At 71.9% G+C, this 24,281-nt stretch carries 20 protein-coding genes; 5 read left to right on the top strand and 15 right to left on the bottom strand.

All coding sequences use genetic code 11. The features are described 5' to 3' along the window. Window positions 1-10: 10 nt before the first annotated feature. The 4 genes from FB462_RS05730 to FB462_RS05715 all read right to left on the bottom strand — a co-directional run bounded on the left by FB462_RS05730 (window position 11) and on the right by FB462_RS05715 (window position 5,307). Complete coding sequence (locus FB462_RS05730; protein WP_141860659.1) at window positions 11-1,999, bottom strand: ArnT family glycosyltransferase; 1,989 nt, start codon at window positions 1,997-1,999, stop codon at window positions 11-13. Beyond that, window positions 1,996-3,486, bottom strand: coding sequence for a glycosyltransferase (locus FB462_RS05725; protein WP_208738895.1), 1,491 nt, complete (start codon window positions 3,484-3,486; stop codon window positions 1,996-1,998). The genes FB462_RS05730 and FB462_RS05725 overlap by 4 nt, the downstream gene beginning before the upstream one ends. After that, the gene (locus FB462_RS05720) at window positions 3,483-4,064 is read right to left on the bottom strand and encodes a GtrA family protein (RefSeq protein ID WP_141860657.1); all 582 of its coding nucleotides are present in this window, start codon (window positions 4,062-4,064) and stop codon (window positions 3,483-3,485) included. Before FB462_RS05720 ends, FB462_RS05725 begins: the two co-directional genes overlap by 4 nt. A 238-nt stretch (window positions 4,065-4,302) precedes the next feature. Then, window positions 4,303-5,307, bottom strand: coding sequence for an aldo/keto reductase family protein (locus FB462_RS05715; RefSeq protein WP_114849015.1), 1,005 nt, complete (start codon window positions 5,305-5,307; stop codon window positions 4,303-4,305). Window positions 5,308-5,857: 550 nt separating this feature from the next. Here FB462_RS05715 and FB462_RS05710 point away from each other — a divergent pair. The 4 genes from FB462_RS05710 (at window position 5,858) to FB462_RS05695 (ending at window position 9,628) form a co-directional block, all read left to right on the top strand. Next, the gene (locus FB462_RS05710) at window positions 5,858-6,802 is read left to right on the top strand and encodes a hypothetical protein (RefSeq protein WP_141860655.1); all 945 of its coding nucleotides are present in this window, start codon (window positions 5,858-5,860) and stop codon (window positions 6,800-6,802) included. Between the two features lie 119 nt (window positions 6,803-6,921). Beyond that, window positions 6,922-7,482, top strand: a complete 561-nt coding sequence (locus tag FB462_RS05705) for a YceI family protein (protein ID WP_058743086.1) — start codon at window positions 6,922-6,924, stop codon at window positions 7,480-7,482. A gap of 419 nt (window positions 7,483-7,901) precedes the next feature. Then, window positions 7,902-8,468, top strand: coding sequence for a TIGR03086 family metal-binding protein (locus FB462_RS05700; protein ID WP_114849013.1), 567 nt, complete (start codon window positions 7,902-7,904; stop codon window positions 8,466-8,468). A gap of 176 nt (window positions 8,469-8,644) precedes the next feature. Further along, complete coding sequence (locus FB462_RS05695) at window positions 8,645-9,628, top strand: aldo/keto reductase (RefSeq protein WP_141863264.1); 984 nt, start codon at window positions 8,645-8,647, stop codon at window positions 9,626-9,628. Between the two features lie 56 nt (window positions 9,629-9,684). Here the strand turns inward: FB462_RS05695 and FB462_RS05690 are convergent, their stop codons facing one another. Further along, window positions 9,685-10,608 (bottom strand): oxygenase MpaB family protein, encoded by a 924-nt coding sequence (locus FB462_RS05690; RefSeq protein ID WP_058743199.1) that lies wholly within the window; start codon window positions 10,606-10,608, stop codon window positions 9,685-9,687. 72 nt (window positions 10,609-10,680) lie between these two features. Between FB462_RS05690 and FB462_RS05685 the strand changes: the two genes are divergently transcribed. Beyond that, window positions 10,681-12,363 (top strand): long-chain-fatty-acid--CoA ligase, encoded by a 1,683-nt coding sequence (locus FB462_RS05685; RefSeq protein WP_141860653.1) that lies wholly within the window; start codon window positions 10,681-10,683, stop codon window positions 12,361-12,363. Here FB462_RS05685 and FB462_RS05680 read toward each other — a convergent pair. The 10 genes from FB462_RS05680 to FB462_RS05635 form a co-directional block, all read right to left on the bottom strand. Then, window positions 12,350-13,348, bottom strand: a complete 999-nt coding sequence (locus FB462_RS05680; RefSeq protein ID WP_141860651.1) for a DMT family transporter — start codon at window positions 13,346-13,348, stop codon at window positions 12,350-12,352. The two genes, FB462_RS05685 and FB462_RS05680, sit on opposite strands and share 14 nt — an antisense overlap. Then, a complete protein-coding gene (locus FB462_RS05675) occupies window positions 13,345-15,330 on the bottom strand; it encodes an APC family permease (RefSeq protein WP_114849009.1) in 1,986 nt (661 codons plus the stop codon). The genes FB462_RS05680 and FB462_RS05675 overlap by 4 nt, the downstream gene beginning before the upstream one ends. 45 nt (window positions 15,331-15,375) lie before the next feature. After that, the gene (locus FB462_RS05670; protein WP_208738894.1) at window positions 15,376-16,224 is read right to left on the bottom strand and encodes an ABC transporter permease; all 849 of its coding nucleotides are present in this window, start codon (window positions 16,222-16,224) and stop codon (window positions 15,376-15,378) included. Further along, the gene (locus FB462_RS05665; RefSeq protein WP_141860649.1) at window positions 16,221-17,288 is read right to left on the bottom strand and encodes an ATP-binding cassette domain-containing protein; all 1,068 of its coding nucleotides are present in this window, start codon (window positions 17,286-17,288) and stop codon (window positions 16,221-16,223) included. The genes FB462_RS05670 and FB462_RS05665 overlap by 4 nt, the downstream gene beginning before the upstream one ends. A gap of 51 nt (window positions 17,289-17,339) precedes the next feature. Further along, window positions 17,340-18,095, bottom strand: a complete 756-nt coding sequence (locus FB462_RS05660; RefSeq protein ID WP_229666738.1) for a hypothetical protein — start codon at window positions 18,093-18,095, stop codon at window positions 17,340-17,342. 120 nt (window positions 18,096-18,215) lie between these two features. Then, window positions 18,216-19,886, bottom strand: a complete 1,671-nt coding sequence (locus FB462_RS05655; RefSeq protein ID WP_114849007.1) for an inositol monophosphatase family protein — start codon at window positions 19,884-19,886, stop codon at window positions 18,216-18,218. Further along, the gene (locus FB462_RS05650) at window positions 19,883-20,998 is read right to left on the bottom strand and encodes an ABC transporter ATP-binding protein (RefSeq protein WP_141860646.1); all 1,116 of its coding nucleotides are present in this window, start codon (window positions 20,996-20,998) and stop codon (window positions 19,883-19,885) included. The genes FB462_RS05655 and FB462_RS05650 overlap by 4 nt, the downstream gene beginning before the upstream one ends. Further along, on the bottom strand, window positions 20,995-21,825 hold the full coding sequence (locus FB462_RS05645; RefSeq protein ID WP_114849005.1) for an ABC transporter permease: 831 nt from the start codon (window positions 21,823-21,825) through the stop codon (window positions 20,995-20,997). The genes FB462_RS05650 and FB462_RS05645 overlap by 4 nt, the downstream gene beginning before the upstream one ends. Then, a complete protein-coding gene (locus FB462_RS05640; protein ID WP_229666740.1) occupies window positions 21,822-22,871 on the bottom strand; it encodes an ABC transporter permease in 1,050 nt (349 codons plus the stop codon). Before FB462_RS05640 ends, FB462_RS05645 begins: the two co-directional genes overlap by 4 nt. After that, window positions 22,868-24,043 carry an extracellular solute-binding protein gene (locus FB462_RS05635; RefSeq protein WP_229666742.1) on the bottom strand — a complete coding sequence of 392 codons (1,176 nt, stop codon included), beginning with the start codon at window positions 24,041-24,043 and terminating at the stop codon, window positions 22,868-22,870. Before FB462_RS05635 ends, FB462_RS05640 begins: the two co-directional genes overlap by 4 nt. Window positions 24,044-24,281: the final 238 nt, after the last annotated feature.

Genomic DNA, 24,281 nt, shown 5'->3' with positions numbered 1-24,281 from the left:
GCCAGCGGCCTCAGGACGCCGTGGTCGGCGTCGTGGTCGGGTCGGCGGGGGCGTAGGTCACGACGACCCGGCTGCCGTCCCGTTCGATGTCCGCCGGTCGGATCGCTTCGCTCATCGCCGCGAAGGTGTCTGCGACCCGGACGGCGGTCTCGCCGCTGCTCGTGTGCAGGACAACCCGTCGGAACGGCTGCCGCTCCTCGCCGGTCAGGGACGTGAAACGGTCGACGCGGACGTCCTGGTCGGCTAGGACCTGCCCGAGGGCGAGCATCGCACGGGAGTCGACCTGACCGGCGCGGAACTGGGACCTCGTGCCGGCGTCGGCACGGAGCGCCGGGTTCTGTGCCAGCTCGGTGCCCATCGTCTTCCGCCCGTTCGTGGCGGCGGTGATGGCCTCGTCCGCGGCGGTCGTCCCCGCTGCGTGGATGCGACGGACGTCCACTCGCTGGTCACCGGTGCCGAAGCTCGCGACGCTCGTCGAGTTCTGGACCGCGAGCGAGACGTCCCGCGACGAGTTGCCACCGGTGCGCATCGAGTCGGTCGTGACGACGTAGTCCGAGTCCTTCCACCCGTTCGGCGACTGGCGCTGCACGGCGGCGTCGGTGTCGAGCTTGTAGTACCAGATCACGTTGTCGCGGGCGAAACCGTCACGGACCAGGTCGACCCACATGGCGTCGTCCACGAGCAGCCGTGACGACTTCGGGACGTTGTCGCCGACCCACTGCTCGGCCTGCTGCATCGGCCGGTCCAGGTCCGCGACCAGGAACCCGCGGAGCTGGACGCCCCAGAGGGGGACGGCCACGGCGAGCGCGGTCGCGGTGACGGCGACCCAGGCAGCCCCCAGCCCGCGTCGTGCGACGCCGCCGATCCGGCTCCCCGCGCGGCTGCGTGTCCGCCCCGCGACGGCGAGGACCGCCCGCTCGGCCGTGTACGCCACGAGCAGCGCCGCGAACGGGACGAGCACGATGACGTAGGGCACCGGCAGGTACCCGTTCGGACGGAACATCATCGCGAGCAGGAACACCAGCATCGCCGCGATCGGTCGGACCCGACGCAGGAAGAGCCCGACGACCGCCGCGACCGTGCCGAGCACGATGAACACGGGGTCGAGCGCCCACCACTGGGACGCCGCCTGGTTCGCCAGGCTCCCCGCGTCGAAGACGGAGCCGGACGCGGCACGGGATCCGAGCTGGTAGGTGATGCCCTGGAGGAGGCTCACCCGGCCGCTGCCGGGCAGGAGTTCGCCCTTGACCGCGGCGAGCAACAGGTACCCTCCACCGATCACGACCAGGACCGCGCCGGCCACGCTCAGCGTGTACCGGCGTGTGCTGCGGTCGGCCCGACGCACGGCGATCCAGACGAGGAACGGCAGCGCGAGCAGGTAGGTCTCCTTCGAGAGCACGGCCACGCCCAGGCAGGCTGCCGCCCCGGCGAACCCGGCGAGCTGCTGACGCCGGCTGAGCACGAGGACGAACGCGGCGAGGAGCCACGGCGTCGCCACGTTGTCGATGTAGACCGTGCGGTGGTACTGCAGGGCCAGCGGGGAGAGCGCGAACACGAGCCCTGCCGCGGCCGCGGTCGCCCGACCAGCGCCGAGTCGGCGAGCGAGGACGAAGAGCAGGAGGCTCGACACGGCGGCGAAGAAGACCATCGCCTCGCGGCCGGCCTCGACGGCGAACGGGTAGCGGGCGAAGGCGCCCGTCAACGCGGTGTACCCGGCGATCTGGATCCACCCGAGCGGCGGGTGGTCGTACCAGTACGTGTAGTGGGTGAGCTCGCCGAGGTGCCCGATCGCCCAGGCCTGCGCCGTGTAGGTGCCCTCGTCGTCGATGCGCTGCGGCGTGCCGGCCATGTTCCACGCCTGCACGACGACGGTGACGGCGAGGACCGGCACGAGCCAGCCGAGGCTGGCTGCATGGACCCGGAACCACCCGCGGACGCCGGAGAACGATGCAGCCCCCCGGACCGGGATCCCGGTGGTGTGGGTGATGCTGGCGCTCATCGGCCACCTCCTGCGGTCGAACCGGCGAGTTCGCGGGTCCCGGCGTCGGTGGTCACGGCGTTCGCGAACCCGACGACCTCCTGCTGCACGGCTCCCGTGCGGTGCTGGCCGGTGTGCTCGGTCTTTTCCCAGCCGTTCTGGCCCTTGACGTGCCGGACGACCGCCCGGACCGCAGCCGCGGCGAGGAACACCTGGTACGGCACGAGCCCGAGCACGAGGAACACGTAGTCACGCGCCCGGACCTTCTCCTGGTACAGCCGGCCGAACTCGTTCAGCCCGACGACCTCGACGGCGAGCAGCATGAGCGTCGGCGCCACGGGGATGAACGTCATGAGCGCGATCGCGGTGGGCACCTTGACGAAGAGGATCATCAGGGCGCTCAGCGGGATCAGCAGGCCGGTCGCGGCCTGGACGAAGGGCATCGTCAGCATGTACCGCGCGAAGAACCGCTGACGGAACGAGGGCAGCTTCCTCCACTCCCCCTTCCCGAGCACCTGGAGGAACCCCTGGTTCCACCGGGTCCGCTGCTTGAGCAGGGACGCGAACGTGGGCGGGGTCTCCTCGCGGGTGACGGCTTCAGGGCTGTAGGCGACGACGACCTTCGCGCCGTCGGCGGACAGCCGCACACCCAGCTCGCAGTCCTCTGCAAGGCAGTGTGCGTCCCAGCCGTTCGACCAGTCGAGGCGTTCCTTCGTCACGAACACGGTGTTGCCGCCGAGCGGGATGAACTTCGAACCGGCGTGGAAGTGCAGGCGGGACCGGAACCAGAAGTAGTACTCGAGCACGTTGCGGAGCGCCCACCAGCTCGACCGGAAGTTCATGAGCTGCACACCGCCCTGTACGACGTCGGCACCGGTCTCCTGGAACCGCGAGTCGACGAGGCTCAACAGGCGCGGGTAGACCTCGTCCTCGGCGTCGAACACGCCCACGATGTCGCCCGTCGCGTACTGCAGGGCGAGGTTCATCGCCTTCGGCTTGTTCTTCGGCGCCGTGTCGTCCACGACCACCTTGATGAGGGACGGGTGGCGGGCCGCGGCGGCCCGGACGACCGCGTCGGTCTCCGGGTCGTCCTCGCCGACGATCGCGATGATCTCGAAGTCCGGGTGGTCCTGCGTGGCGAGCATGTCGAGCGTCTGGCCCATCACGTCCTGCTCGTGCCGCCCGGGCACGAGGAGCGTGAAGCGGTGCGCCGCGGGCAACGGTGTCTGGCTGAAGCTCGTCGACTTCAGGGCGTCTCGTGACCGCCATGCGTGGAGCATCCACCACAGAGTGGTGAGTGCGATCACCGTGAGCAGCACGGAGACGGCGATGAGCACGGAGTACCCGATCCACTCACCCAGCGACCAGGCGACCTGCGGGGCCTGCCCCGAGCCTCCCGTCGGGACGTCCGTGGTCCCACGGTTCGGGAGGTTCCCTGCGGGCCCGGTCCCCTCGTTCGGCTGCAGCAGCGGCCCGGCGGCCGTCAGCAGCGTGGCGGTGATGGTCATGCGGCGTGCTCCTTCGCGTGAGCGTCGGTGGAACGGAAGACGAGGGCCTTGTACGCGACGAACCGGAAGACGGTGCCGAGGACGAGGCCCACCCCGTTGCCGGCGACGTTGTCGGCGAGGGTCGAGGTGAAGCCGAGGACGTAGTGCGAGACGAACAGGCAGGCTGCGGCGATGCCGAGGCCGACGACGTTCGTGACGGCGAAGAGGAGTCCCTCGCGGAGGGTCTCCTTCCGGCCGACCTGCCGCTGCGAGCGGAACGTGATGGAGCGGTTCGCGAGCCACGCGACCGCGGTGGCGACGACGGCGGAGACGATCTTGGCGGCGATCGGACCGTCGGTCAGGACGGTCGCGCGCAGCAGGTTGTAGACGCCGAGGTCGATCACGAAGCAGACGGCGCCGAACGAGGCGAGCTGCGTCGCCGTGGCGCGCAGGCGGGAGGCGAGCGCCCGCCGAGCCACGGTCACCGCAGGGCCGGCGGATGCCGCTGGGTGGGCGGCGCGTGCGGCGGGAACTGCAACGGGGGTCGGCACCGGCCCGATGCCGGGTGGCACCAGAACGGGGGTGTCGGTTCGGGTCATGCCCCCTCTTCGGGGGCACGCGACGGGGTGGTTTGGGTGGGGTACACGGTCTGCCAGGACCCTGCCAGTTCCGCGACACCTGCTGTTCATCAGTGAACATCCGTCAGCGTTTCGGCTGATCAGGGGTCAGATCCCCCGTCCGTCTGGACGGTCGCGAGCGCTGTGTGGTGACGGGACGACGGACGGGAGGCACGGTGCCAGTCGGCACCGTGCCTCCCGTCCGTCGGTCCTTCGCGCGTTACGCGGGGCGCCGCTCCGGGCTGACCGTCTTGCTCGCGTCGCGTTCCGGGATGTCGCCGAGCGCGTCGTCGATCGCGGCGAGCGCGTCGGCGTCGAGGGTGACGCCCGCTGCCTTGACGTTGTCCGTGACCTGCTCCGGGCGGGACGCACCGACGATCGCGGAGGCCACGTTCGGGTTCTGCAGCGTCCACGCGATCGCGAGCTGGGCGAGCGTCAGGCCGGCCTGGTCGGCGACCGGCTGCAGGCGCTGTACGGCCTCGAGGACCTCATCCCGCATGAACCGCTTGATCATGTCCGCGCCGCCCTTCTCGTCGGTGGCGCGGGAGCCCTCGGGGGCCGGCTGGCCCGGCTTGTACTTGCCCGTCAGCACGCCCTGGGCGATCGGCGACCAGACGATCTGGCTGAGGCCGAGCTGCTTCGAGGCGGGCACGACCTCTCCCTCGATGACGCGCCACAGCATCGAGTACTGCGGCTGGTTCGAGATGAGCTGGAACCCGAGCTCCTTCGCCAGTGCGGCGCCGGCGCGGATCTGCTCGGCGTTCCACTCGCTGACGCCGATGTAGAGCGCCTTGCCCTGGCGGACGACGTCCGCGAAGGCCTGCATGGTCTCCTCGAGCGGGGTCTCGTGGTCGTAGCGGTGTGCCTGGTAGAGGTCGACGTAGTCGGTCTGGAGGCGCTCGAGCGAGCCGTCGATCGACTCCATGATGTGCTTGCGGGAGAGGCCGACGTCGTTGTGCCCCTTCGGCCCGGTCGGCCAGTAGACCTTCGTGAAGATCTCGAGCGACTGGCGGCGCTCGCTCTTCAGCGCCTCGCCGAGCACGGTCTCGGCGGCGGTGTTGGCGTACGTGTCGGCGGTGTCGAACGTGGTGATGCCGGCCTCGAGGGCGGCGCGGACGCACTGGGTCGCGACGTCGTTCTCGACCTGCGAGCCGTGCGTCAGCCAGTTGCCGTAGGTGATCTCGGAGATCTTGAGTCCGGAGTTGCCCAGGTACCTGAATTCCATGGTCCTGACGCTACCGGGGCCCGGGCGGCGATGAGTGGCCGTGCGAGTACCTGGTTGGTGCGGGCGGGGCGGGGCGAGGTGCGCGGGGCGGGGCGCGCGGGGCGGGGTGCGCGGGGCGGGGTGCGCGGGGCGGGGCGCCTGGGACGCGAGCGGGAGGAATACGCGCCCCGCGGCTCCCGTCCTACGTCGTTTCCGCCCGCTCACGCGCCGCCCGCGCCGCCCGCGCCGCCCGCGCCGGCCGCGCCGCCCGCCCTGCCCGCCCCGCCCGCGCCGCCCGCGCCGCCCGCGCCGCCCGCGCCGTCCGCGCCGCCCGCCGGACGCGAGCGGGCGGAACACGCGCCCCGCACCTCCCGTCCACGGCCCCTTCCGCCCGCTCGCGTGCCGCGACCCGCACGCGTTCCCGCGCCGCGCCCGCCCGCTCCCGCTCCAGCCCCTCGCTCCCGCTCCAGCCCCTCGCTCCCGTTCCTCCACAACCCGCATCGCGGCCCGACCATCCACAGTCGATCGCTCCGACCGCCCACGGCCCGGCCTGCTGGGCAACGCTGTCGGCATGGTCTTCGCAGCGCACTTCCCCCACAGCCTCCGGACGCGACCGTTCCGCGTCCGTGAGGCCCTGCACCGCGGCGTCTCGCAAGCCGTCCTGCGCTCCCGCCGCCTCGTCCGACCGTTCCACGGCACGCGGAGTTGGACAGCACCCCGCTCGCACGACGAGCTCGCACGCGCCGTCGCACCACGACTGCGCCGCGATCAGGCGTTCAGCCACGCGACCGCCGCCCACTTGCTGGGCGTCCCGCTGCCCGTGCGGCTCGAACGCGACCGACGCGTGCACGTCACGACCATCGGGACGGACCAGGCACTGCGGGTTCGCGGGACGATCGGCCACCGCACCAGGCAGGGGCGCATCCGAGTGGTGTACTCGGGCGCCGCCGCCCTCGTCGCTCCCGAGGACACCTTCGTGATGCTCGCCACCGCCCTGACGGTTGACGAGCTCGTCGTCGTCGGCGACGCACTGGTCGGCTGGCTGAACTGGTGCACCGTCGACGAGCTCCGGCGAGCCCTGCGCAGACACCGCGGCGCGCGGGGCACCCGGCGCGCGAGGGCAGCCCTCGAACTCGTCCGGGTCGGGTCGCGGAGCCCCGGCGAGACCCGCCTCCGACTCGCACTCGTCCGGCGAGGGCTCCCAGAACCGCTCCGGAACCACGACGTCGTCGAGCACGGCCGCTGGGTCGCGTGTGTCGACCTCGCCTACCCGGACGCACGCGTCGCCATCGAGTACGAGAGCGATCTGCACCGCACCGACGCCCGCACCTTCCGGAAGGACCTCACCCGCGGAGAACGCCTGAAGGACGTCGACTGGTGGCTGGTACGAGCGACCGCCGACGACGTCGGCCCGCTGGTCGACGAGTTCGTCCGGCGGGTGGCTCGCCTCCTGCGGACGGGTTCGGACGGGAGGCACGACTCACGTCCGTGGCATCAGCTCACGTCTGTCTCGTGAACATTGGTTGACGCTTCAACCAAACGGGTGCAGAATGGGCTACCATCGGGTTCGATGCAGGCGCATGTAAAAGTGTGTGCTGTTCGGGAACCGCAGACCATCGCTTCGAAGGAGTCACCATGACGCTCACCGCCTCCGCCATCCCCGGCTACCAGACCGGTACCTGGAAGATCGACCCCACGCACTCCGAGGTCACCTTCTCCGTCCGCCACCTCGCGATCAGCAAGGTCAAGGGCTCGTTCGAGCGCTTCGACGCCACGCTCGTCACGGCCGAGAACCCCCTCGACTCGACGCTCGAGGCCTCGATCGACGTCGCCAGCGTCAACACCAAGCAGCAGCAGCGCGACCAGCACCTCGCGACCGGCGACTTCTTCCTCGCCGAGGAGCACCCGCAGATGACCTTCAAGTCGACCGGCATCCGCGAGGACGGCGACGACATGCTGATCGACGGCGAGCTCTCGCTCCGTGGCGTGACCAAGAACGTCACCCTGAAGACCGAGTTCGGCGGCGTCACGACCGACGGCTACGGCCAGGTCAAGCTCGGTGCCGAGGCGACGACCAAGATCGACCGCACCGAGTTCGGCGTGAACTGGAACGCTGCGCTCGAGGCCGGTGGCTTCACGCTCGGCAACGACGTCACCATCAACCTCGACGTGCAGTTCGTCCTCCAGGCGGCCTGAGCACCCTCGACCCCGTCCGGCTGCAGCTCGTCCGCGTGACGCTCAGCGGCTGACCAGGGCACCGAACACCTGCAGTACCCGGCGAACGGCCCGGCTCCTCCCCCACGGAGCCGGGCCGTTCGGCGTTCCCGGCCACTGGTGCCTGCCTGGCCTGGCGTGGCCGTCGGCATCGGCGTCGTCGGGCGCGAACACGAGCAGCCGAGCGCGAGCGGGCGAGATGTGCGCCGCAGCGACCACCAACCCCGCCGATTCCGCCCGTTCGCCCCAACCCATCCGTTCACCAGACCCCATCTCGGCCGCCCGCCCCGGCGTACCGTGACCGATGAACGACGGGAATCGCCCGCTCTCGCCGGCCGTTCCACCAGGACCGGACAGACGCCGACCACCGACGACCCGTCCCGAAGAACAGGAGCACCATCATGGCCACCGACTGGATCGCGCTGCAGGCCCTCGCAGCAGCCGAGTTCGGCCGCCGCGTCGACGCCGTCACCGACTGGGACGCCCCCACCCCCGACTCCGAGTGGACCACCCGGGACCTCGTCGCCCACGTGATCGACGAGCAGCGGTGGATCCCGAAGCTCCTGACCGGGTGCGACTACGCGCAGGCCGAGGCCGACCTCGAGCCGATCGGCGCCGATCTGCCCGCCGAGTGGGCGAAGTACGCGGCGGACGCGACCGAGGCCTGGCGGAACTCGCCCGCTGACGTCCCCGTGCACCTGAGCACCGACGTCGTGAGCGCGCGGCAGTACCTCACCGAACAGACCAGCGACATCGCCATCCACACCTGGGACCTGGCACGGGCGACCGGGTCGAACGAGACGCTCCCCGAGGATCTCGTCCGCGCAGTGTGGGAGTACTTCGAGCCGCAGATCGAGGACCTCGCCGCGACCGGCCTCTACGCCGCCCCGGTCGACGTCGACGACGACGCTCCGCTGCAGGTCCGCCTGCTCGCCGTCACAGGGCGCGATGCCAGGGTGAACGCATGAGCGATGCAGCCTCCGCCCGGTCGAGTCGAGCGGGCGAAACGAACGACCACGACGACCTGGACGCAGCAGATTCCGCCCGTTCGCGCCGAGCGGGCGGAACGAGCGACCAGCCCGACCAGAACGCAGCACATACCGCCCGCTCGGCCACGGACACGGACACGACCCCGACCACCCGTGTGCCGACCACGCGCCTCGGAGCCTCCGGCCTGGAGATCAGCGGGGTCGTCCTCGGCATGATGTCGTACGGCCGACCGGACCAGGGCGCGCACCCGTGGAGCGTCGACATCGACGACGCCAGGCCCTTCGTCCGTCGCGCGTACGAAGCCGGCATCACCGCGTTCGACACCGCCAACGTGTACTCCGCGGGCTCGAGCGAGGAGATCACCGGCGCGCTCCTCAAGGAGATCGCCCCGCGTGAGGAGGTCCAGGTCTTCACCAAGGTCTTCAACCGCATGCGCCCCGGCCCGAACGGCGCCGGGCTGTCACGCGCCGCGATCATGCACGAGATCGACGCCTCGCTCACCCGCCTCGGCACGGACTACGTGGACCTGTACCAGATCCACCGCTTCGACCCGCACACGCCGATCGAGGAGACGATGGAGGCACTGCACGACGTCGTCAAGGCCGGGAAGGCGCGCTACCTCGGCGCGAGCAGCATGTGGACGTGGCAGTTCGCGCAGATGCAGCACGTCGCGGAGCGCCACGGCTGGACGAGGTTCGTCAGCATGCAGGACCAGTACAACCTGCTCGAGCGCGAGGAGGAGCGCGAGATGCACCCGTTCGCGCAGGCGACGGGTGTCGGCGTGATCCCGTGGAGCCCGCTCGCCCGCGGTCGCGTCACCCGCCCCTGGGACGCGCAGGGCTCCGGCAGCCGCGCCGACACCGACGAGTTCGGCAAGACGCTCTACCGCCAGGACGAGGCCGTGAACCGCGCGATCGTCGACGCGGTGCAGCAGGTCGCCGAGGCGCGCGGCGCGAGCATGGCGCAGATCGCCCTCGCGTGGGTCGCCGGGAAGCCCGCGGTCAGCGCACCGATCATCGGCGCGACCAAGGAGCACCACATCGACGACGCGGTCGCCGCGACCGCGATCGAGCTCACCCCGGACGAGGTGTCGCGACTCGAGTCCGCCTACACGCCGCGGGTGCCGTCCGGTTTCTGACGCACCACGGGGCGGACAGGAGGCACGGTGTCGGCTGGCACCGTGCCTCCTGTCCGTCAGTCGGTCGCGTCGGACGCGCCCTGCAGGCGGGCGATGCGGACGAGCGCTGCGCGCTCCGATCCGGGGGTGTTGCCGAGCACCGCGCCGATCCCGTCGAGCACCACGCCCGCGACCTGACGGACGGGCAGGGCCACCGGGCCGACGGCCGGCGTCCGCAGGCCGAGCATCGAGCGGTGCCGCGGGTCGAGCGACAGGACCGCACCGTCGAAGAGCGCGCGGTAACCGGGACGCAGCAGCCGCGCGAGCGGCGGGTCCTTGATGAACCGGACCACGTCGTGGGTGCGGGCGTCGGCCTTGAGTTCGCCGCGGTCGAGGTACCCGTTCATCTGCGCGCGGAGCTCGGACTCGGACTCCGGTGCGTCGTCGACGCCCATCAGGCGTCCGGCGATCGCCCACTCGCGGACGTAGGCGTCGGCCCCGCCGGGGATCGGCGCTCCCCAGACCTGCGCGCTGCGGAGGAACGCGTCGGTGAACGCGAGGTGCACCCAGCGGGCCAGGTCCGGGTCGTTCGCGGCGTACGGCCGGGTGACCCCGTGCCCGTCGACGTACTCCCCGACCACCCGCTCGTGCAGCTTCCGCACCCACTGGCTGGCGTGCGTGGCCTGTTCGGTGTCGCCGTGCGAGACCGTGTAGATCCAGCGGATGGTGCCGGCGAGCCGTCCGAACGGGTCCTCGCGGTAGCGGGAGTGGTCGGCGACGCCGGCGAGCGCACCGGGGTGCAGCGCCTGCACGAGGAGCGCGCGGACGCCCGCGAGCACGGTGTGGTTGCCGCCGTGCACCGCCCAGGTGGCGGAGCCCGGTCCGAAGAACCCGGCGTCGGAGCCCTGCTCGAGGGCGTCGATCCACTCGGGTCGTTCGGTGGCGCCGTTGGTGAAGGTGTCGTTGAGGCGGGTGCGGAACGCGTCGGACACGGAAGGCATGCACCCATCGTCCGTCGCGCCCCTGACAGTCAGCACTGACCGTCGGCAGCACCCCGCCGGTAGGTTGGCCGGGTGAGCATCGACACGCCTCGTCCCTGGCTTGCCTCGTACGCCCCGGGGGTCCCGCACGACATCGAGGAGCCCACGGGCTCCCTCGCCGACATCGTGGAGCAGTCCGCGGCACGGTTCCCGGGGAAGGTGGCGCTCGAGTTCTTCGGCCGGACCACCACCTACGCGGACCTGCAGGAGCAGATCCTGCGCGCCGCGAACGGACTGCGGAAGCTCGGCGTGACGGCCGGCGACCGGGTGGCCATCGTGCTGCCGAACTGCCCGCAGCACGTGGTGGCCTTCTACGCGGTGCTCCGGCTCGGTGCGATCGTCGTCGAGCACAACCCGCTCTACACGGCCCGCGAGCTCCGGCACCAGTTCGAGGACCACGGCGCGAAGGTCGCGATCGCATGGGACAAGTCGGTCGCCACGCTGCAGGACTTCCCCGCAGACGTCGCGGTGGACGCGATCGTCTCGGTCGACCTGACCCGTGCGATGCCCCGCACGACGCGCCTCGCCCTGGCGCTGCCGGTCGCGAAGGCGCGGGAGTCCCGCGCGAAGCTGACCACGAGCGTGCGCGGCACGACGAAGTGGGACGACCTGGTGTCGACGCGGAAGCTGTCGAAGCGGCACCCGCGTCCGGCGACGAGCGACGTCGCGCTCATCCAGTACACGTCCGGCACCACCGGGGTGCCGAAGGGCGCGGTGCTCAGCCACCGGAACCTGCTCGCGAACGCCGCGCAGTCACGCGCGTGGGTGCCGCAGATCCGCCGCGGCGACAACACCGTGTACGCGGTGCTGCCGATGTTCCACGCCTACGGCCTGACGCTCTGCCTGACCTTCGCGATGAGCATGGCCTCGCGCCTGGTGCTCTTCCCGGCGTTCGACCCGGCCCTCGTCCTCAAGGCGATGAAGAAGCACCCGCCGACGTTCCTGCCCGCCGTGCCGCCGATCTACACCCGCCTGCAGCACGCCGCCGACTCGGCGAAGGTGTCGCTGCAGGGCATCGAGATCGGCATCTCCGGCGCGATGCCGCTGTCGCAGGACGTCGTCGAGCCGTGGGAGGCCCGCACCGGCGGGTACCTCGTCGAGGGCTACGGCCTGTCCGAGTGCTCGCCCGTGCTGATGGCGAACCCGGTCTCCCCGGAGCGGCGACTCGGCGCGATCGGCCTCCCGCTCTCGTCGACCGAGGCGCGTGTGGTCGACCCGGACGACCCGACGAAGGTGCTCAGCACGGGCGAGGCCGGCGAGCTCCAGGTGAAGGGCCCGCAGGTGTTCCGCGGGTACTGGGGCAAGGCCGAGGCGACCGACGAGGTCTTCACCCCGGACGGCTGGTTCCGCACCGGTGACGTGGTGTCGATCGACGCCGACGGCTTCGTCAGCATCGTCGACCGGCTCAAGGAACTCATCATCACCGGCGGGTTCAACGTGTCCCCGTCCGAGGTCGAGGACGCACTGCTCAAGCACCCGAGCGTGCGCGAGGTCGCGGTCGTCGGCATCACGCAGGGCGGCAACGAGCAGGTCGTCGCGGCCGTCGTGCCGAAGGACCCGAGGACGTTCGACGCCGAGGCGCTCCGCGCGTGGTCCCGCGACCAGCTCGCGGCCTACAAGGTGCCGCGACGGATCGTCGTGGTCGAGGACCTGCCGCGCTCGATGATCGGCAAGGTGCTCCGGCGCAAGGTGCGCGACCAGATCACCGGGAACTGACCCGGACCGATCGCTCCCGCGCTGCCGGGCGTCCACCCGGCAGCGCGAGCAGCGCCAGGCCGCCGATCACGAGGGCGACGCCCATCCAGCCGGCTCCGCCGAGGTGTTCCCCGACGACGAGCACGGCGAGCACCGCGGCGACGACCGGCTCGAACAGGGACAGCAGCGTCGCGACCGAGGCACTGACGCTCCGGAGTCCGACGGCGTACAGGGAGTGCCCGAGCACCGTCGGCACGAGCGCCAGGTAGAGGAACACCGGCCAGTTCGCTCCGAGCACGAGCGCGTCCCGACCGGCGACCAGGGCGAGGACGACCAGCGGCAGCGCCGCGAGCCCGAACACCGCGCCCAGGACGCCGCGCGCGTCACCGACGCCCGGTCCGCGCGCCGGCTCCGGCGCAGGGACCGGCACGGGCACGGTCCGCGTGGCCGCGTGCATCCCGCGCGCGACCGCCCACGAGTACGTCGCGTAGGTCAGCCCGGCGAGCAGCGCACTCCCGAGCCCCACCGGCAGCGCCCCGGAGCCGGCGGCCTCGGAGCGCGCGAGCGTCACGAGCACCATGCCGGCGACGCTCACCAGGGTCGCCACGACCCAGCGGCCGCTCGCCCGCCGACGGTCGGCGACCCACTCGACCAGACCGGCGAAGACCGGCGAGGACCCGATCGCGACCGTGGTGCCGAGCGCGACCCCCGCGTCGGCGAGCGCGGCGTAGAAGGCCACCGCGTAGACGACGAGCGACGCGGCGCCGAGCAGCGCCCAGCCGCGGGTCCCCGCCCGACCCAGGGCGCGGACCGCCGGGCGACCGGTCGTCGCGGCGAGCAGGAGCCCGCCGAGTCCGAACGTGACGGCCCCGAACACGAACGCCGGGACCCCGGGGGCGAAGTGCGTCGCGGTGCCGGTCGTGCCCCACACCGTGGCGGCGACGAGCACCGCCACGGACCCGCCGAGCGGCCGGGAGGCGCGGTGCACGACCGCCCCGTCGGTCACGACACGTGGACGGTCGGCCGCCGGTTCACGTCCGGTTCGGCTTCTCGGAGCACCTCTCGCGTGACCGGGGCGACGTCGCCGACGCCGGTGAAGACGAACCGGATCGCGTTCCGGATCGGGTTGCCCTCGTTCCACTCGAAGTAGATGCCCGGCACGACCCCGGCGATGTCCCGGATCGCGAGCAGCGTCGACGCGATCGTGTTCGGCACGTTGCCCGAGCGAACCTTGAGCACGCGGTGCCCGTGCACGACGTGGCCCTCGACGAGCAGGTCCTCCTCGAAGTCCGACGAGTCGGCGGGGAGCACCTCGAGGAACATCGTCGGCACGCGGGCGGGGATGCCGGAGTCGCGTCGTTCCTCGCGCCCCTTCGCCTGGTAGGCGGCAGCGGTGCCGGCACCCGGCTCGTTCGCGATGATGCACACGGCGCTGAACTGGTCGGCGTCGGCCTCGATGAACTGCCGGGCGACGGCGTCGAGCTCGATCGAGGACGCCCGCAGCTCGAACGAGCGGCGGACACGGGAGACCAGCGAGACGACCACGATCGCGACGATGAACACCGCGGCGATCCGGACGCCGTCCGGCCGTTCGATGATGTTCGCGACGGTCGTGTAGACGAACACGACGGTGATGACCCCGAAGGCCACCACGCGCTTCCGCTGCTGCTTCCGGCGCGCGGACAGCGTCACCGCGAAGGCGGCGCTCGTGATGAGCACGAGGACACCGGTCGCGTACGCGCCGCCCTGGGCGTCGACGTTGGCCTCGAACAGGATCGTGATGGCGAAGGCGATGAGCGTGAAGATGATCACGAGCGGACGCGTCGCACGGGCCCACTGCGGCGCCATCCCGTAGCGGGGCAGGAACCGGGGCACCAGGTTGAGCAGGCCCGCCATCGCGCTCGCACCCGCGAACCACAGGATCGCGACCGTCGAGAAGTCGTACACCGAGCCGAAGACGTTGCCGAGGTACTCGTGCGCCAGGAACGCCAGGGCCCGGCCGTTCGCCTGCCCGCCGGGCTGGAACTCGCGCTGCGGGATGAGGAACGTCGTCGCGATCGACGACGTGATGAGGAACGAGCTCATGATGATCGCCGCGGTGGTGAGCAGGCGACGGGTCCCCCGGATGCGGCCCTCGGGGCGTGCGCTCGTGCCGTCGGTGGCGTCGCCGCGGACCTGCGGCATGACCGCGACGCCGGTCTCGAAGCCGGACAGGCCGAGTGCGAGCTTCGGGAACACCACGAGCGCGATGCCGATCATCACGAGGGGGTTGCTGTGCTGCGTGGTGAGGCCGGTCCACCAGTCGTCGACCACGACGGGACGCTCGAACACGTGCCAGAGCGCGACCCCGACGACGACGGCGTTGAGCGTCAGGTACACGGCGACGAGCCCGACGGCGATGCCGATCGCCTCCTTGAAGCCGCGGAGGAACACGACGCCGAGCAGCAGGAGGAGCGCGAGCGTCAGGGGCACCGGGATGTCGGTGAACCAGTGCGGCGTGAAGGGGTTCTCGGCGATGTGCGCCGTGGCGTCGGCGGCCGACAGCGTCATGGTGATCATGAAGTCCGTCACCGCGAAGCCGAGCAGCACGAGCACGAAGAGCTTCCCAGCCCACCAGGGCAGGAGCTTCTCGAGCATCATGATCGAGCCGGCACCCTTGAAGCTGTCCTGCGCGACCCGGCGGTACACCGGGAGCGCACCGAACAGGGTCACGAGGACGAGCACGATCGTGGCGATCGGGGACAGCAGCCCGGCGGCGAGGGCCGCGATGGCCGGCTGGTAGCCGAGCGTCGAGAAGTAGTCGACGCCGGTCAGGCACATGACCCGCCACCACGGGTGGGTCTTCTCGACCTCGACCTGGTGCGGTCCCTGGTGCGAGGCCCCCTGGTCGGCCCCGTGCAGCATCCAGCGACGGAGCCTGGTGCTCCGGTCGGGGGCCTGCTCGGTGGCGTCGCGCTGGGCGGCGCGCTCGGCATCGGTCGCTGTCACGAGAGACGATGGTAAGCGGTCCCGGTGGTCCGCGGGAGCACGGGTCTACTTCGCGCTGATCCGGGTGTACTTGTTCACCGCCCACGGCACGAAGACCGCGAGCATCACGGCGATGCCGACGAGCACGGTGAGCACCGGGTGTTGCATCGTCCAGACGTCCGGCACCGGCGCCGTCCCGACGTTGCCGAACAGTCCACGCGCGGCCTGCACGAGGGACGACACCGGGTTCCACTCCGCGAACACGCGCAGGACGAGCGGCATCGTCTCGCTCGGCACGAAGGCGTTCGAGATGAACGTCAGCGGGAACAGGATCATGAACGAGGCGTTGTTGATGACCTCCGGCGTCTTCACGCTCATCCCGAGCAGGGCCATCACCCAGCTGAACGCGTAGCTGAAGAGCAGCAGCAGCCCGACCCCGGCCAGGAACTCGTGCGGCGCGGACTGCACCCGCCACCCGACGGCGAGCCCGGTGGCCATCATGATCACCATCGAGATCCCGTTGAGCACGAGGTCCGAGTTCGTGCGTCCGACGAGCACGGCCGAGGCCGACATCGGCAGGGTCCGGAAGCGGTCGATCAGCCCCTCCTTCAGGTCCTGCGCCATCGCGGACCCGGAGAACGTCGCCCCGAACACGACGGTCTGGGCGAAGATCCCCGCCATCAGGAACTGCGTGTAGTCCGTCCCCCGCACCTGGATCGCGCCGCCGTAGACCTGGCTGAAGAGCAGCACGAACATGATCGGCTGCAGGACCGCGAACACGAGCATGTCCGGGGACCGCTTGATCTTCACGAGGTTCCGCTTCGTGACGGTCCAGCCGTCCTCGAACCAGACCGCGACGGGCGACGTGACGACGACGGGCAGCTGGCGTCCGGTCGCCGTGCCGATGGCGGTCACCGGACACGCTCCGCGGCTTGGTCCGCCGTGTCGGCCGACGTCGTGCCGTGGTCATCGCGACCCCGCCGGGAGGATCGTCCCGGCCCCGCCCCGCCGGTCGCCGCCGCCTCGTCCGCCGTCGCGGCGTGCCCGGTGAGCCGGAGGAACACGTCGTCGAGGGTCGGGCGCCGCATGCCCGCGTCGTGCAGTTCGATCCCGGCGGTGCCGAGGTCGGCCAGCACCCGCTGGAGGGCCGCCGGACCGGCGTCCACCGCGATGCCCGACGTCCGCCGGTCGCCGGAGGTCTCGACCGCACCGACGCCGTACCGCTGCAGCACGGTGTGGACCGCGTCCGCGTCGGCCGGGTCGACGAGCGTGACGACCACGCGGTGTCCGCCGACCTGGGCCTTGAGCTCGTCGGCGGTGCCCTCGGCGATCACGGTGCCGTCGTCGATCACGGCGATGTCGTCGGCGAGCTGGTCTGCTTCTTCCAGGTACTGCGTGGTGAGCAGCACGGTCGCGCCGTCCGACACGAGGCCCTCGATGATGCCCCAGAGCGCCAGGCGGCTGCGCGGGTCGAGACCGGTGGTCGGCTCGTCCAGGAACAGCACGCGCGGGTTCATCACGAGCGCACCCGCGAGGTCGATGCGCCGTCGCATGCCGCCGGAGAAGCCCTTGACGGGGCGGTCCCCGGCCTCGGAGAGCTCGAACACGTCGATGAGCTCACGCGCCCGCTGCCGCGCCGTCCGGCGACCGAGGTGGTACAGCCGCCCGATCATCTCGAGGTTCTCGAACCCGGTCAGGTTCTCGTCGACCGCCGCGTACTGCCCGGACACCCCGATCGAGCGCCGGGTGGCCTGCGGGTCGGCCACGACGTCGACGCCGTCGATCGTCGCGGTGCCGGAGTCGGGCGTGACCAGGGTGGTCAGCACCTTGACGGTCGTGGTCTTGCCCGCGCCGTTCGGGCCGAGGAGCGCCGTCACGGTCCCCTCGGGCACGGACAGGTCGAGCCCGGCCAGGGCGTGCACCGGGCCGGACTTCGAGCGGTACGTCTTGGTCAGCCCGGAGGCCTCGATGATGGCCATGCCGCTCCTTCGTCGGACATGCTCGGTGTCGGAGGGTCGGTGGCCTCGGCGTCAGACGTCGAATCCGCCGCCCATGTCGCCACCGAAGTCGTCGAAGCCGCCGCCGCCCCCGAAGTCGGAGCCGCCACCGTCGTCGTACGACGCGTTCTCGGCACCAGTGTCCTCCGGACCGCCGTCACCCGCAGCATCGGTACCGCCGTCGAACGATCCCGCGTCCGGCAGGAAGGCGCTCATGATCGCCGAACCGATGACGTAGCCGGCGACCGTGCCGAGGATCGAGGCACCGATCATCCGCCCGAACGAGGGACCGCCGCGCTGGCCCATCGCGCCGGCACCGCCGCCCATCCCGCCGAGCGACCGCTCCATGAACCCGGGCTGCCGGATCTCGGACCGCGTCGCCGCCTGGGCCAGGGAACGGGGGTCGTCCCCGCGCGGGGCCTCGCCGGCGGGCGCCGACCGGGTGAACTCGTCGTAGACCATCCGGCGCTGCTCGGGCGACAGGGTGGCGAACGCCTCGGCGTGGACCTCCTCGATGCGCTCCGGCGGTGCCGTGCGGAGCAGGTAGCGGTACCGTTCGACGGCCCGCTCGTCCTCGGCGGTCCCGCCCGCTCCCCTGGCGTCCGGCTGCTGCGGCGGGACCTGGTACGACTGTTGCCCGTACCGGTACCCCTGCTGCTGCACGGACGGCTGCGGCTGGCCCCACTGCTGCTGCCCCCACTGCGGCTGTCCGGTCTGCGGCTGCCCCCACTGGTCCGGCGTCCGGCGGTCCCGGTCGGGACGGCCGAGCAGACGGTCGAGGAATCCCATGGCGATGCTCCTTCGGTGCAGGACGGCCCGGTCGGGACGTGCCGTGGACTGCCACCCTAGGGAGCGGCGACGACCGCTGACTGTACGCACGCACAGAGTCGGCCGAGAGCCCGAGCCGGGTCAGCTCGACGGGGCCCGACCCGCCGCCGACCCCGCGGCGAGCGCCGCCGTCCACACCGCGTACAGCTCGTCCGCGGCGCCCGGGTGGGCGACGAGGAACGGCTCCCCCTCCGGCGGGAACCCGTCGACGGGGCCACCGCGGGTGAGCACGACGCCACCGGCCTCGTGCACGAGCAGCACCGCGGCGCCGTGGTCGACCGGCGAGAACGCACCGACGCAGCCCCCGACGCCCCGACCCGCGGCGACCTGGGCGATCGTCATCGTGCCGGAGCCCTGGACCCGCAACGTGCAGGACCGGTCGGCGAGGGCGTGCAGGAACGCCTCGAAGCCCGGCCACGGCCGGTGACCGTCGAGTTCGGTGCCCACGACGGCCCCGGCGAGCGAGCGCGGGACGTCGTCGAGCCTGAGCGGGCGCTCCCGGAGCACCGCGCCGCGCCCCCGTCGGGCCTCGAGGACCTCGCCGCGCCACGGATCCGCGACGACCCCGACGAGCGGGCGTCCGCCCCGGACCAGGCACAGCGACATCGCGGTCCACGGCACGCCGTTGACCAGGTTCGTCGTGCCGTCGACGGGGTCCAGGTACCAGCGGTGGCGGTCGCCGGGGGACGCGCCGTACTCCTCGCCCGTGAAGCCGTGCGTCGGGAACGCGCTGCGGACCCGGGAGCGGACGAACTGCTCGACCATCCGGTCGACGTCGGTCACGAGGTCCGCGGCGTGCGCCTTCGTCGTGACCTCGCCGACGGGGTGCTCGCGCGTGAACGCGATCACCTCGTGCGCCAACCGGTGCGCGAGCGCCTGCGCCCGCGAGGCGACCTCGGTCTCGGTCGGCTCGCGGTCCCCGGCGTCCGGCCCGCGGCGCGCGGCGGCCTCGATCGCCGCCCGGACCAGGCCGACGTCGTTCGTGGTGATCGAGTCGACGCCCTGCGCGGCGGCCCAGGCGGCCGGCTCGGCCTCGTCGACGGTCCACACCGAGACCTGCAGGCCGAGGGCGTGCGCCGTGGTGACGGTGTCGGGCGTCAGGAACGCGAGCTCCAGGTTCAGCGTGGAGGGTGCGAGCTCGTCGAGGTCCTCGGGCGTGGGCGGCAGCAGCGACTCCCACACCAACCAGACGTCGGCGTCCGGGAGCACCGAGCGCACCGCGACCATCGCCGGCACCGAGCCGCACCAGGCGACGGGGACCGCCCCACCGTGCCCGGCGACCGTGCGGGCGGCGACGACGGCGTCCTCCGGGTCGGTCAGGTCGACGAGCAGCGTGGTGGACTCGCCGTCCAGCCGTTCGAGCACGGCATCGAGCCGCGGGATGCGGTCGATCCCGTTGCCGAGCCGGGCGACGTCGCACCAGTCGACGTCCGCGACCCGGCGGGCGTCGCCCCACATCCGGCCGAGGGTCTCGTCGTGCAGCAGGACCGCGACGCCGTCCGCCGTGCGTCGGACGTCGACCTCGATCGTCTCCGCGCCGAGCGCCGCCGCGACGGCGACCGCCGGCAGCGTGTTCTCGCGCCGGACCCGCGGCGCACCGCGGTGGGCGACGAGGCGTGGCGGACGGGCACCGTGCCTCCCGGCCGTGCCAGGGGGTGCCACCGCTACGGACCCGGCGGACCCGACCACGACGTCCGACGCGGCAGACGGGACCGACCCGACCACGTCGGCCGCACGCTGCGCGGCGGTCACCGGACCACCTCGGCGAGCAGGCCGTCACGGTAGACCAGGACCTCGCCCAACCGCACGCCGGTCTCGCTCCCGACCGCGGGTGGCGGCCCCGTCACGTACGCCCGGAGCTCGGCGTCGTCCGCGGCGAGCACGACCTCGGCGAAGTGCCCGCGCGCCAGGACACGGGCGACGGTCGCGCGGAGCGGCGAGTCCTCGCAGAGCGTCACCTGCTCCGGTCGGACGAGCACCGTGTCGTCCGCGCCGACGGTCGCGGGCGTCCCGGTCAGGAACCGACCCGCCACCGTGCTCGCGGACCCGATGAAGCCGGCGACGAACAGCGTGGCCGGCCGGGCGTAGAGCGCCGCGGGCGTCGCGATCTGCTCGATCCGCCCGTCGTGCATGACCGCGATCCGGTCCGAGATGCTCAGCGCCTCGTCCTGGTCGTGCGTGACGATCACGGTCGTGATGCCGAGGCGCTGCTGGATGCGCCGGATCTCGTCACGGACGCCGACGCGGAGCTTCGCGTCGAGGTTCGACAGCGGCTCGTCGAGGAGCAGCACGTCCGGCTCCTGCACGACCGCGCGCGCGAGCGCGACGCGCTGCTGCTCGCCACCCGAGATCGCGGTCGGCTTCGAGGTCGCGTGGTGTGTCAGCCCCACGAGCTCGAGCGCGGCGCGCACCCGCTCCGCCGTCTGTGCCTTCGGCACGCGACGGGTGCGGAGCGGGAACGCCACGTTCTGCGCGACCGTCATGTGCGGCCAGAGCGCGTAGTTCTGGAACACCATCGCGCTCGGCCGGCGCTCCGGCCCGAGGGTCGTCACGTCCCGGTCGCCCATGGTCACCACGCCGGCGTCGGCCGTCAGGAACCCCGCCACCATCCGGAGCGTGGTCGTCTTGCCGCATCCGGAGGGCCCGAGCAGCGAGACGAGCTCGCCCGGTGCGACGTCGAGGTCGATGCCGGCGACGACGTCGCGCCCGCCGAGGGTCTTCCGCAGACCGTGTACCGACAGTCCGGTGGACGCGCTGCGGTCCTCCGCTGGGTCGGGAGAACCGGCCGGGAGGCGCGTGGCGCGGTCCGTGAGCAAGGGTGCGTCCGTCATCTGGTCGCCCTTCTGGGTGGTCGTGTCGGTCATCGGATCTGGAAGCCGTCCGCCAGACGGCCGCCCATGATGTGCTTCCGCGCCAGGGTCATGAGCAGGACGGAGGGGATGCTCAGCGCGATCGCGAACACCGCCGAGACCTGTCGCGGGGAGTTCAGGACGAGCGAGTACATCTCGGTCGGCATGGTCATGTAGGTCGGGGCGCCGACGAGGTACGTGCCCTGGGCCTCGTCGAACGAGGCGAGGAACGACATCACGACGGCGACCAGGATCCCCGGCCACGCGATCGGCAGCGTGACCGTCAGGAACGTGCGCCAGCGACCGGCGCCGGCGTCACGCGCGGCCTCCTCGAGGGAGCGCGGGACGGCGGAGAACGCGGCGGCGGGCAGCCAGGTCATGAACACCACGCAGCCGAGGACGTGCACGATGAGGATCCCCGCGACGGTGTTCATCAGGTCGAGCGCGGTGAACATCGCGGACATCGTCACGAACAGGCCCATCTTCGGGAACGCGTTCGTCGCGAACAGCCCGACGAGCACCACCCGACGCCCCGGGAAGTCGATCCGGCTGATCGCCCACGCCGCCGGCAGGCACACCACGGCCGCGATGGCCACCGTGAGCGGGGCGAGCACGAGCGAGTTCTGCACCGCGACGCCGAGCCCAGGGTCGTCGAACACGGTGGTCCACCAGTGCAGCGTCCACCCGTCCGGCAGCAGGTTCGGGTACGTCCAGCTCGTCGCGAACGCGCGGGCCGCGAGCCACAGGAGCGGGCCGGCGATGAACACCGCCAGCACGGCCGCGGTGGCCCACACGAGCGCGGTCCCCGTGGCGCGCCGGATCGTCCCGCCGTGCTGCGTCATCGTGCCGTTCCCTTCGTCGCGAGCTCCCGTGCGTTCGCCCGCACGGTGGAGCGGATGTAGAAGACGCTCGCCGCGGCGGCGAAGGCGAACACGACGAACGCCATCGCGGTGGACTGCTGCGGGCGGTTGTAGGCCTGGAAGTACTTCGCGATGTCGACGCCGAGCATCGACGGGGCGTTCGGGCCGGTGAAGTACGGCACCGTGAACGACCCGAGGACCCCGATCACGGTGAAGGTCGTCGCGATCACGAGCGGGGTCGCGGCCATCGGCAGGAGCACCCGCCAGACCACCCGCCACGTCCCCGCGCCGGCGTCCCGGGCCGCGTCCACGAGCGCGTCGGGCACGCCCTGCAGCGCACCCGCGATCATGAGCACCGCGAACGGCAGGCTCGTCCAGACGCTGCCGAAGACGACCGCCACCAGCGTGTATCCCCACACGGGCAGGTCGAGGCCGACCTGCGCGCCGAGGCTCCTGACGAACCCCTGGCCGTCCGTGAAGGTCAGCACCGACCAGCTCGCGATGACGACCGGCACGAAGATCGGCACGACCGCCAGGACGCTGAGGGTCGACCCGACCACACCGCCGCGGAGCCGGAGCACGACCGCGACGACGACCGCGAGCGCGACCGTCAGGCCGGTCGACAGCGCGGTCACGCCGAGCGTCGCCACCAGGTCGCGGCGGAAGACGGGGTCGCCGAGCAGCGCGCCGTACACCGCGAACGAGAACCCGTGCACGGTGTCCTGCCCGATGTCGGCGAGCGCCTGGTTGAGGCCGCCGGTGGAGCCGAGCGAGAACAGTCCGGCGTTCACCACGGGGACGCCGACGAAGAGCACGACGACGAGCACCGGGGCGGCGACGAGCGCGAGCCCGGTCCCGGCGGCGCGGCGCCGACGGCGGCGCTCCTCCGGCGACGGACCGGGCTGCGGGCGCGAGGGCCGAGACGGACCGGTGCGGCCGGTCAGTGCCGGCGACGGAGCCGGCGACGGGGCGGGCGGGAGGCCCGTGGCGGAGTCGCCACGGGCCTCCCGGTCGGTCACCTGCGTCACTGCGGGACCTTCGCGTCCCACGCCGCGTTCATGTCGGCGGCGAACTGGCTCTGGAAGCCGAGGCGGAGGGTCGACGGGTCGGCGTCGGCGAACTGCTGGGCGACCGACTTCGGGAGCGAGTCGAGCGGGACCACCGGGTAGCCGGAGACGGCGCTCGCGACGAGCTGCTGCCCCTTCGACGACAGGACGAAGTCGGCGAGTTCCTCCGCGGCCTGCTTCTTCGCCTCCGGCTCGGTCTTCGGGATGCCGAGGAAGCTCGCGCTCCCGGTGAACGACGGGTCGGAGATCTGCGTGAAGGCGACGTCCTTGCCGATCGTGCCGGCCTTCTGCGCGGTGATGAACTGGTCGCTCCAGACCGGGGCCATGGCGATCTGCCCGGAGCCGAGGAGCTGCAGGACCTGGTCGTTGCCGTTCGGGTACACGCCCTTCTGGTACATCGACGGGCCCAGGTCCTTGAGGGTCTGGAATCCCTCGTCCCACTTCGACTCGAGCGACTTGTCGTACGAGGTCTGCATCGACGCCTGCTCCGACCCCGACAGGTACTTCGCGAGCACCGTCATGACGAACGCGCCGCCCGAGCCGCCCGACGCCGGGGAGTTGTACGCGAACTCGCCCGGGTGCTGCTTGATCCACGCCAGCAGGTCGTCGAGCGTCTTCGGCGGGTCGGTGACCTTCTTCGTGTCGTAGGCGAGCAGGACACTCGACGCCCGGTACGGGATCGCGGCGTCGCCACCCTGGCGCTTCGTCGCCTCGGGGACGTTCTTCAGGTTCGGGATCGCGCTGGCGCTGACCGTGGACAGCAGCCCGGCCTTGCCGACGGTGGAGACCCAGCCGGCGTCGACCAGGTCGTACGCGACGGTCTTGTCCGCCTTGACCGCGGTGGTCAGGTTGGCCTGGGTCTGGGCGTCGTGCTGCCCGTGCAGGTCGATGCTCGTCGAGACGTGGACGTTCGGGTGGGCCTTCTCGAACGCGGGGATGAGCGACCCGTCCCAGAGCGCCTGGACGTTGGTGTCGCCGCTGATGAACACGGTGAGGTTCGTGGTGCCGTTGCTCGCGTCGTCGCCCGCGCTCGAGGCGTTCGCGCTCTGGACGCAGCCGGACAGGGCGACGGCTGCGGTGGCGGCGATCGCGATGCCGGCGAGGGACCGGGGGTGCACGGCTCGTGTCTTCACGTCGGGGGTCTCCTGGTTCGTGGGGTCTGGAGGTGCGGTGGGGTGGGGCGCGTGGGACGCGGGTGGGTCTGGGGTGCGGTGCGGTGCGGTGACGCGCGGTGCGGGAACGTTCCCGCACGGTGGTCGAGTGTGGCGACCCCGGGTGAACGACGGGTGCCGGAGACGTCGCCACCGGGTGAACTCGACGTACCGGGACGTTCAGGCTCCGGTCCGCTGCGCAGCCTGCGATGATGACGGC

Origin of the sequence: Curtobacterium citreum (assembly GCF_006715175.1) — a bacterium.
GTDB classification, from domain to species: domain Bacteria; phylum Actinomycetota; class Actinomycetes; order Actinomycetales; family Microbacteriaceae; genus Curtobacterium; species Curtobacterium citreum.
The sequence above is the reverse complement of the archived record's forward strand: the minus strand, read 5'-3'. Positions and strand labels throughout refer to the sequence as shown.

Bases quoted from the DNA above. Each gene is read 5' to 3' on its own strand.
- FB462_RS05725 (WP_208738895.1), bottom strand. From the start codon at position 3,486: ATGACCATCACCGCCACGCTGCTGACGGCCGCCGGGCCGCTGCTGCAG.
- FB462_RS05700 (WP_114849013.1), top strand. From the start codon at position 7,902: ATGGCCACCGACTGGATCGCGCTGCAGGCCCTCGCAGCAGCCGAGTTC.
- FB462_RS05705 (WP_058743086.1), top strand. From the start codon at position 6,922: ATGACGCTCACCGCCTCCGCCATCCCCGGCTACCAGACCGGTACCTGG.
- FB462_RS05650 (WP_141860646.1), bottom strand. From the start codon at position 20,998: ATGACCGACACGACCACCCAGAAGGGCGACCAGATGACGGACGCACCC.
- FB462_RS05660 (WP_229666738.1), bottom strand. From the start codon at position 18,095: ATGGGATTCCTCGACCGTCTGCTCGGCCGTCCCGACCGGGACCGCCGG.
- FB462_RS05720 (WP_141860657.1), bottom strand. From the start codon at position 4,064: ATGACCCGAACCGACACCCCCGTTCTGGTGCCACCCGGCATCGGGCCG.
- FB462_RS05730 (WP_141860659.1), bottom strand. From the start codon at position 1,999: ATGAGCGCCAGCATCACCCACACCACCGGGATCCCGGTCCGGGGGGCT.
- FB462_RS05710 (WP_141860655.1), top strand. From the start codon at position 5,858: ATGGTCTTCGCAGCGCACTTCCCCCACAGCCTCCGGACGCGACCGTTC.
- FB462_RS05715 (WP_114849015.1), bottom strand. From the start codon at position 5,307: ATGGAATTCAGGTACCTGGGCAACTCCGGACTCAAGATCTCCGAGATC.
- FB462_RS05690 (WP_058743199.1), bottom strand. From the start codon at position 10,608: ATGCCTTCCGTGTCCGACGCGTTCCGCACCCGCCTCAACGACACCTTC.
- FB462_RS05665 (WP_141860649.1), bottom strand. From the start codon at position 17,288: ATGGCCATCATCGAGGCCTCCGGGCTGACCAAGACGTACCGCTCGAAG.
- FB462_RS05645 (WP_114849005.1), bottom strand. From the start codon at position 21,825: ATGACGCAGCACGGCGGGACGATCCGGCGCGCCACGGGGACCGCGCTC.